The organism is Arthrobacter sp. ISL-48, from assembly GCF_018613805.1.
Taxonomy (GTDB): Bacteria; Actinomycetota; Actinomycetes; order Actinomycetales; family Micrococcaceae; genus Arthrobacter.
Map to the genome: position 1 here is coordinate 1 of NZ_JAGGPL010000037.1, position 7,995 is coordinate 7,995.

The window sequence follows — 7,995 nt, forward strand, 5'->3', positions numbered from 1 at the left end:
ACAGAACCGGGGGCAGTCCCGGGTATACGGGAATCGGGCAGGGGCGGAAACGCGCGGATGTGAAGAAGGCCCAGGGGCAGCGCCGGGACGTCCGGTGGACGACCGGCTTACGGACGTCAGTGGATCATGCTGTCCTCGAAGTCTGATCGTGAATCGTCATGTCAGCTGAGAACGGCTTCGCCTACGAATTAGCCACCTACGATTTTGAAAAGGCCCATTAGACAGCTTGTGCAGGTGGCTAGGGTTGAAACTGGTGCTGTGTCTGTAGTAGCTGTAATCGGCTCATCATTCTGAAGGCGTCGGGTCGGTTCTGCGTGGTGGCCCGGAACTCCTCGAGAGTAAGGGGAGACTGTATGGTTGTTCGCACATCGGCATCACAGAGAACATCGATGACGTTGATAAGCCTCTGTTGCGCCTCCGGGTCAATGTCGGCGAATGAGGGCAGATCCAGTAGCACCCAGTGATTGAACTGCTGCGCCCAGGGCAGATACTCCACGGACGAGGTCTGCGCCCCGCATAACTGCTCGAAGGTGATCCACAGTTCGGTGCCACGATGAGCAGCCACAGGGAATCGCCTGCTACCCACTATCAACTCAACAGCTTCGGATGCTTTAGGGTTCTGTGGGGTGTGGCGGTCCTGCTGAACGCTGGGGTCCGGGCTGATCCATCGCCCGCTCCTGAATCCAGTGAGCGATGATTGCGGCCTGGCTCTATAGTCTTCCGTTCCCTGGAGCGCGATGATGTCCATGTTGGTCTGGATCAGTTCGATGCCTGGTTCGAACAGGTGATGCCAGATCGGGTTGGGCAACAAGGAAGCGGGGGCGTAGTTGGAGCTTGCGAGAAGGACGACGTTCGTTGCGAAGAGTTGTCTCAGGAGCCGCGTTAAAAGCGCGGCGTCTCCAGAGTCATGGACATGAAACTCGTCAAAGTACAGGAGTTTTACACCGTCGGTGAGCTCACGGACAGCGCTCTCGACGGCGCTGGCTTCTCCTTGGTGTTCATGGATGCGGCGATGAAGTTGATCAAAGAATCCGTGGAAGTGGACTCGCCGTTTCGCCTGGATTGGGAGCGCACGGAAGTAGGCGTCGAGCAGCCAGGATTTACCGCGGCCGGCATCACCCCACACATAGAGACCCCGGGGCTGGGCCCGTCTCCACCGGGACGCGAGCAGATCCTCACTGAGTCCGAGAAGCCTGTCCCGAACGAGGATTTGCGCATCGTCTAACCGGAAACCAGCGCCGGCAGCAGACTCCTCGATAGCTGCTGCCAGGTCAGTTCTTATGCTCTTGCTCCTCGCCACAGGGTTGATTATGCCCTTCACCCGCCTGCAACGTGGAAGCAGCCGATGACACATGTCTACGATCAGATTCCGTTTATTGCAGGCAACTCCTCTTCGGTATCTGACTAGGCACGCACGACGATCGCTTAACGGGACGCGTAGTGGCCGTCGCATTCGACGGTCATACTGGCTTGTAACCGGCCGAATACGCTCCGGGTACAGCTGCTAGGAGCATCAGTGGGACACATTGGATCGTATGTTTGGGAGCTGCGTCAGAAAGTTGGTCCCCGTCAGCTGCTGCTGCCGGGAGCACAGGTTCTGGTTCTGGGTGACCACGGCACCGCACTTTTCCAGCGCAGGGTCGACAACGGCGTCTGGGAACTTCCCGCCGGCGCGTGCGAGCCCGGGCAGAGTTTCGCAGGCGCCGCTGTCGCAGAACTGTTTGAGGAGACCGGAATCCTGGCCAATTCTGCGGACTTGGTGGCGTTCGCCAGTCTTTCCGAGCCGGAGCTGCATCAGTTGGAGTATCCGAACGGCGACAAAGTACATGCGTTTGCGCTGTGTTTTGTCCTGGAAAGGTGGAATGGGAATGTCCAGCCGGAGAAATCAGAGGTCAGCGAGATCGCGTTCTTTCCGTTGACGGAGGTGCCCGCACCGACCCACCCGCCGACGCTCGAAGTGATCCGGCTCTATCGGCGATACCGGGAAACCGGTGCGTTTCAGGCGCGATGACGAGTCATGGATCGCACTGTTACTGGCGAGCCAAAGCAGATCACGGCATCAGGGCTGTGCGCTGACCTGGACCTGCCACTTGCCGCAGCGCTAAATGAAATCCTGGCGCCCGCTAACCGATCCTTTACCGGGCGGGGAAGCGAGTCAGGCAGATCCGGATTCCAGAACTTCCCGAGCACGAAAATGAACAAATCCATTGTCCAGTTCACCGGACTGAAAGCTTCTTCGGAGCTGGGCCAAGGACAGCCGTTGATTGGAATACCCAATCAAAGCACTCATAAGCCGCTGAACTTCCGCTCCACGACCCTCGTCGTCCAAGTCGAAGTCTAAGCTGAACGCCTGACGCACTTCATACATGCCAGCCACCGGGGAGAGCCTTTCCAGCGAAAACACAAAACGACATTCGTTCGCGTTCTTCGCCCTCTTACCTTCATTGAGCATGAACAACTCGACGCCACACATCAATGAGAACCTTGTCCCGTGTCTTGACTCCAAGGTGTAGATCCAGGCCATTTCGGAGCCTTCAATGATCCAGCTCGACCCATGCTTCGCTGCGCCGGCCTTCGAGATGGCGTTGCGTACCAACCTCCGAAACTCTGCCACCGTCATTGTCTGGCCTCCCCATCACGACATATACGACTACCGGTTTGGAACTCCGAGTCTGATGTTCCTGTCGAAGCGGGCCTCGTCTGAGAAATCCTATATCTCTGTGCCCGCAGGACGATCCTTTACCGGGCGTTTTGTAGCTCGCGATCGACCAACAGGTGGCGCTGACATAGGATTCGAGCATGTTCGCCAGCATGCCGAAGGTTCTAAGCCAGAGCGGGATCCGCTTCACGGTGCAGACAGTCGAGACGACCGATGCGTACGTTCTTATCCGTGTGCGTTCGACGGAGATGAGGCCGGGAAGACATCACGCCAGCGCCGTCTCTCCGGCAATCACCGGCGAATGGTTTACGCTCTCCGACGCTCACGGCGCCTCCACGCTGATGTTACAGAGCAGTTCAGCGTCAGGCCCGTTTCTCGGGATCGTCGATGTAGCTTACTCCTTGAGGGAAGGCCTGGACCTTTCCTCCCCACTGACCCTGTCTTCGGCCAACGCCCGTTTGACCTTCCAGATCTAGGGCAATCCCGCACTGCCGTTGGCCAATCGGCTATCGGACGCGGGTGTGCCATAAAGCGATCACAGAACGCCGCCAGATAGCGATCAAATCCACAAGTACCGAGCAAGGCGGTGCGGCGGCCGGTGGAGGACCGGCTTACGGGTCATTTTGCGGGACCGCCCCCTTGCGGGACGATCACAGGCGTCTGGAGCACCCCCCAACGCAAATGGATTGTGATGTGTAACCATTAAATTAGGACGAGCCCGGGAGGCGTCAGATGTCAAAGACTGTGCTGGTGGGACTTTTCCTGATCGCTGGAGGTTTTGGAATACTCGGACTTGGCCGTCTAATCGAGGGCAACCTAACCAGGGGCTACGCCCGGAAGTATCCCGACAAGGACGTAGACCGGTACATGCGAGGCCAGATCCGCTACAAGCGCGTATATGCCGGGATTGTAATGGCCGTTGGTGCTGCAATCGTGATTTACGGGCTGATGGGCGGAAAGTAGCGAGGAGAATGCGTACACAAACAGAGACCTACTTAATTGCAGCGACGTGTTTCATTTTCGGCGCTCTGATTATTTGGGGTCGCAACAGGTTTGCTGACTCGTTGATGGACCTGCTTCGAGGATTCAAGACCGACAGATCCTCAAAGGGGCTCAGACGGATCTGGAGTATCGCTATGGCCATTTTTGGGGTTGTCGTGATTGTTATTGGCATGGGAATCGCCTTAAGGCCGCAGTAACCTGAGGGTCCCTACTTATGGCGCTGAGGGTTCCTCTGACGGGGCGCTGTTTTCCGCGATCCGCAACACGCCTGATTGGCATGGAGCCAGCAAGTACCGTTGAGCACACGATCAACTTTGACGTGCGTCGCGCTGAGCCGGCGGACGCGCCAAGCATGGCGAGAGTCCACGTGGAGACCTGGCGCGAAACCTACCGGGGATTGATGAGCGATGCTGTGCTGGACGATCCCGCGCACCTGAGCTGGCGCGAGTCATTCTGGGCCGCGGCCCTGACCGATCCAAGGTACAACCAGAACACCGTCGCCGTCGCTTCGTATGAAGGCACGCTTATCGGAATTGCAATGTCAGGCCTCTCCCCTGACGACGCCGACGGGCCGCAGCAGTTGTACCTCCTCTACGCATACGCCGCGTTTCACGGTTCGGGGGTGGGTACGGCGCTCCTCAATGCAGTCCTCGACCGCACCGCGCCGGCTGCGCTCTGGGTCGCTGACCCTAACCCGCGCGCACAAGCCTTTTATCGAAGAAATGGCTTTGTCACCGACGGGGCGGTGAAAACCGAAGATGACGTGCGGGCGGTTCGAATGGTCCGAACGATCTAAGCAGGAAACGCCCGGTAAAGGATCCCTAACCGGACGCAGCGGCGTCCGCTGAGCCACGGGCTAACGGGCGCCCAAGACATGTGCGGATCGTACTTTATGCTTTCGGCATGGAGAGACAGGAAGAAGCGACGGGTGTGGCTCTCAATGAAAAGGAATGAGCATGATGGGTGATGTCAGATACATTCCTCCTGAACAATGGAACACTCTCCCGGTGCAGCCGCCCTCGGGATTGTGGCACCGTCGGGCGGTGCCGTGGATGGTGTCCGTTCTCGCTACAGTCGCAGTGATTGTCATCGCAACAGTGCTGATTGTGGTATTTCGGGCACAGACCGTCGCCTGGATCATTTGGATCCCAATAGCCATTGTTTTCATTGAAATCGTCCCGATACTCGTGTTCAGCCTCAAGGCATCGGTGCCCTACTCTCGGGAACGGAAGCTCGGTTACACCACTTGGCCTACTCGCGGTAGGAGATAGCTGGGAAGATGCCGACGCTGAGAACGTTATGGCCAGCGAGCCAGCGTTCGAACAGGCAGAGGTACGTGTCGGGCGCGGGAAGGATCCCGCATGAGGCCATGAGCTCTTCCAAGTGGGCGGCGGTCCGCCATGGCTGGAGGTCGTGGAAAACCTCCTGGGTGAGCGGGATCTGGCCGAGACCCAGGCGGGGCAGCAGGTCCGAAGGCTTCCCGGAGTTGGGAACCACCCCCGTGGACCGCGCCGCACTTGCTACTTGGCCCGGCAAGGTCGAGAGCAATCGCGCCCGGTCAGGGATCCTTGGGTTCCTTCACCGGGACATCCAGGCGCTGCCTGTGGATGAACGGACTGTGCGTGATTTGCAGAGTGTTTGGCGCCTTTTCGCCGAGCTATTTCGCGTTACAGAACTTGAGCAGACGGTTGCTTGGACTACTCGCGGGCTTCCAGCCGTCGGCGATCGAGTGCGCGGGCTACTGGAGTAAGCGCGGCCCAGAGTTCCGATTCGCTGGCTTGAAGGGCCAGCGGCAGGTTCTTTTCTGGAAGGCGACGGCGTCTGGCGCAAGGACGCATGGAACCTTCGAGGTATTCCACGGCTGCCAGCACGAGTGCGGAAGTGACGCCGCTTGGGCCGTCGGGCCAGATGGCACGGGCTTCGCCGGATTGGTCCAGGTCGCCGGCCCTGATCCCGATGTCTACGGCCTGCTCGGCGCTCAAGCTCACGGCGCGTGAGGCGAGATCAGGCTCGCCCAGCCGCCAAAGTTCACGCGCGATAGACAGCGGAGGACTCGTGATCGTAAGTGATCCCATGAATCAAATATGCCAACCATCTCGTGATTGGCATATTTGATGGCGACCCAGCCACCCTGAGGTGTGGCCGCCTGAATTAGCCCACTTCTTTGTGTGGGGATGGAAGAGGCAATCCGCAAAGCAACGGCAGCAGTGGCTAACATCTGACCGAATGGTCTGTTGATGGCCCAAAGGCTGGCTTGGTTAGGTTTCGAGACCCAGGAGCTTCCTGGCGAAGTGAAGGAGCTCGGAGGCCGTCCGCTCGTGACGCTGCGGCATGTCGTCCCAGTCGTCCAAGAGGTTCACGAGCTCGTGCAGCTCCGTTGGCTGTCCCAGTGGGAACCAGCCTGCCCGGTACATGAGCCTCGACCCCATGAGGACGTCGATCCGCCCGTCGACGACCTCCTGCGCCCAGTACTTGAGGAGAAACCTGGCCGCTTCTTCTTCGTCTTCGTACCGGACGCTGAGTTCATCGCGGACTATATCCCACATATCTGCCGCGTCGGTCCGGTCTCCTTTCGGAAGGCCTGCCAGTTCGCGAAGCGTAGGGCTGTCGTATCCCAGGACGAGAAGTTCAGTGGCATAGTCGGGCAGCTCGTGTGGCGGGATCAGCCCCGTCTGCTCACAAAGGAAGATTGCTCGCGCCCTCACGTTGGCCTGACTATCCATAGTGGAAATATAGCGGGGCGCGGACAGGCCCTACTCACTGTCCCGAAGGGATCCTCTAGGGCCCCCACGCCCGGGCACTCGGACGAGGGGGCACCCACCAAGTGCGGTCGGTCCTCTTCGGCTAAGTGCTACCGTGCCAGGGACGATGGATAACTTTGAGACGGGCGACTGCGGGGATTGAGTGGAAAATTTCAGCGAATGGATCGCACACTTCCAAGCGAACTCGGCTCATCATCGCGCGATGGAGGCAGGTATCAAATGGGATGCCCTCGCGACCGTAGACGGCCGCACCCGGCGCGCATTTGTACGCTCGTTTCAACGATTTGAGCTCGGGGAGAGCGGTGACGGATCTCGGCTTCTCAAGATCGCAACCGCCGCAGGTGATCCGATCTACACAGAGGCACTCCGACTCTTGTGCAGGAGGAGCAGAAGCACTCCGTCCTGTTCATGCGCGCGCTCCGGCACTTCGATGCCCTGCCGCTCGAGTCGCACTGGACTGATACGGCATTCACGCGACTCCGACGTCTGCTGGGCCTACGTACCGAGCTTGGGCTGTTCCTCATCGCTGAAAGTGTCGCGATGGAGTATTTCCGCGCTCTCGCAGATCGTGCTCCCGATCCGGTTCTGCGCGCCGTCGGCCGCCGCGTCGCAGAGGACGAACGCAATCACATCCGCTTCCAAATCGACCGACTCCGGGTCGGATTCCACTGCACTCCGGCGCCAGCCCGGGCACTTGTAGGAATTGCGTGGGGCACGGTTGCAGCAGGAGCGGCTACTGTGCTCGTCATCGATCACGGTGCTGCATTGCGCGCTTGCGGTGTATCAGCCCACGCCTACTGGGGCCGTGCGATGCGAAGCTTCCTGGCAGCAGCTCAATCGGTTCTCGTACATCCTCAGGCGCCGTTACTCGGCCCCGCACAGAGGGCCACGCCAGACGTCCTAAACGTTCGTTAGCCGATCCCCAAATCGGACGCAGCGGCGGCCGGTGGAGGACCGGCTTACGGGCGGGTATTCCGGGGGCAGTCTTGCCTTCCCGGGCCGGAATCAGATTTGGTCAGTAGCCTTTTGACTCAAGCTGAGCGGTAATATGCTGTCGCCATGTCACGAGGTGATGCCAGCAAGAGACTAGAGCCGAAAATGACTCGCGGCGGCTTTCGGTTCATGATGACCATGGCGTGCATTATGGTCGCGTTCGAGGTGATTCTCCTGGTCCTTCATCTATTCCATCCTTGGGACAGCCTGAGCTATTGGTACGTTGCCATGATCCTCGTTACAGCAGGGCTTATCGGAAGACTTCTACACATACGTCGCCATGACTCCGCCTTTTGGCACAACGAAGAAGTAGAGCGAGAACAATGGAACCAGCGGGGACGACGGCTGTAACGATTAATGCCTGGTCTGCCGGTGAAGGATCCCTAAATCGGACGCAGCGCGTCGAGCCACCGGCTTACGGGCGTAGTTTCTCCCCCATTAGCCGATAGTCACGCACCATCTCCATCACTTGTGTTAGCGGCCATGAAAAACTGCCCATAGGCGGCCACGAAAATGCCCGCTGACGGCCAGTAGAACTGCCCGCCGGTGGCCATGAGGTCTGCCCACTTCCTTACTGAA

Annotated in this window: 10 protein-coding genes; 4 read left to right on the plus strand and 6 right to left on the minus strand. The window is 59.1% G+C overall.

Annotation, left to right across the window (positions count from 1 at the left end; all coding sequences use genetic code 11):
• Positions 1–238 precede the first annotated feature (238 nt).
• Positions 239–1,453, minus strand: a complete 1,215-nt coding sequence (gene zapE, locus J7E83_RS20930; RefSeq protein ID WP_311379851.1) for a cell division protein ZapE — start codon at positions 1,451–1,453, stop codon at positions 239–241.
• Between the two features lie 63 nt (positions 1,454–1,516).
• Between zapE and J7E83_RS20935 the strand changes: the two genes are divergently transcribed.
• A complete protein-coding gene (locus J7E83_RS20935) occupies positions 1,517–2,011 on the plus strand; it encodes an NUDIX domain-containing protein (protein ID WP_214966093.1) in 495 nt (164 codons plus the stop codon).
• Positions 2,012–2,155: 144 nt separating this feature from the next.
• On the opposite strand, the gene J7E83_RS20940 is transcribed toward J7E83_RS20935, so the two are convergent.
• Positions 2,156–2,620 carry a hypothetical protein gene (locus tag J7E83_RS20940; protein WP_214966095.1) on the minus strand — a complete coding sequence of 155 codons (465 nt, stop codon included), beginning with the start codon at positions 2,618–2,620 and terminating at the stop codon, positions 2,156–2,158.
• A gap of 179 nt (positions 2,621–2,799) precedes the next feature.
• Here J7E83_RS20940 and J7E83_RS20945 point away from each other — a divergent pair, with 179 nt between their 5' ends.
• The 3 genes from J7E83_RS20945 to J7E83_RS20955 all read left to right on the plus strand — a co-directional run bounded on the left by J7E83_RS20945 (position 2,800) and on the right by J7E83_RS20955 (position 4,457).
• A complete protein-coding gene (locus J7E83_RS20945; protein WP_214966097.1) occupies positions 2,800–3,135 on the plus strand; it encodes a hypothetical protein in 336 nt (111 codons plus the stop codon).
• A 256-nt stretch (positions 3,136–3,391) separates the two neighbouring features.
• Positions 3,392–3,622: a hypothetical protein gene (locus tag J7E83_RS20950; RefSeq protein WP_214966098.1), complete on the plus strand. Its 231-nt coding sequence runs from the start codon at positions 3,392–3,394 to the stop codon at positions 3,620–3,622.
• Positions 3,623–3,938: 316 nt separating this feature from the next.
• Complete coding sequence (locus J7E83_RS20955; RefSeq protein ID WP_214966100.1) at positions 3,939–4,457, plus strand: GNAT family N-acetyltransferase; 519 nt, start codon at positions 3,939–3,941, stop codon at positions 4,455–4,457.
• A gap of 455 nt (positions 4,458–4,912) precedes the next feature.
• Here J7E83_RS20955 and J7E83_RS20960 read toward each other — a convergent pair whose 3' ends face one another.
• The 4 genes from J7E83_RS20960 to J7E83_RS20975 all read right to left on the minus strand — a co-directional run bounded on the left by J7E83_RS20960 (position 4,913) and on the right by J7E83_RS20975 (position 7,092).
• Positions 4,913–5,197 carry a hypothetical protein gene (locus J7E83_RS20960; protein ID WP_214966102.1) on the minus strand — a complete coding sequence of 95 codons (285 nt, stop codon included), beginning with the start codon at positions 5,195–5,197 and terminating at the stop codon, positions 4,913–4,915.
• Between the two features lie 161 nt (positions 5,198–5,358).
• Positions 5,359–5,736, minus strand: coding sequence for a hypothetical protein (locus tag J7E83_RS20965; RefSeq protein WP_214966104.1), 378 nt, complete (start codon positions 5,734–5,736; stop codon positions 5,359–5,361).
• Positions 5,737–5,919: 183 nt separating this feature from the next.
• The gene (locus J7E83_RS20970) at positions 5,920–6,384 is read right to left on the minus strand and encodes a hypothetical protein (RefSeq protein WP_214966106.1); all 465 of its coding nucleotides are present in this window, start codon (positions 6,382–6,384) and stop codon (positions 5,920–5,922) included.
• A 534-nt stretch (positions 6,385–6,918) separates the two neighbouring features.
• Positions 6,919–7,092 (minus strand): hypothetical protein, encoded by a 174-nt coding sequence (locus J7E83_RS20975; protein WP_214966108.1) that lies wholly within the window; start codon positions 7,090–7,092, stop codon positions 6,919–6,921.
• Positions 7,093–7,995 lie beyond the last annotated feature (903 nt).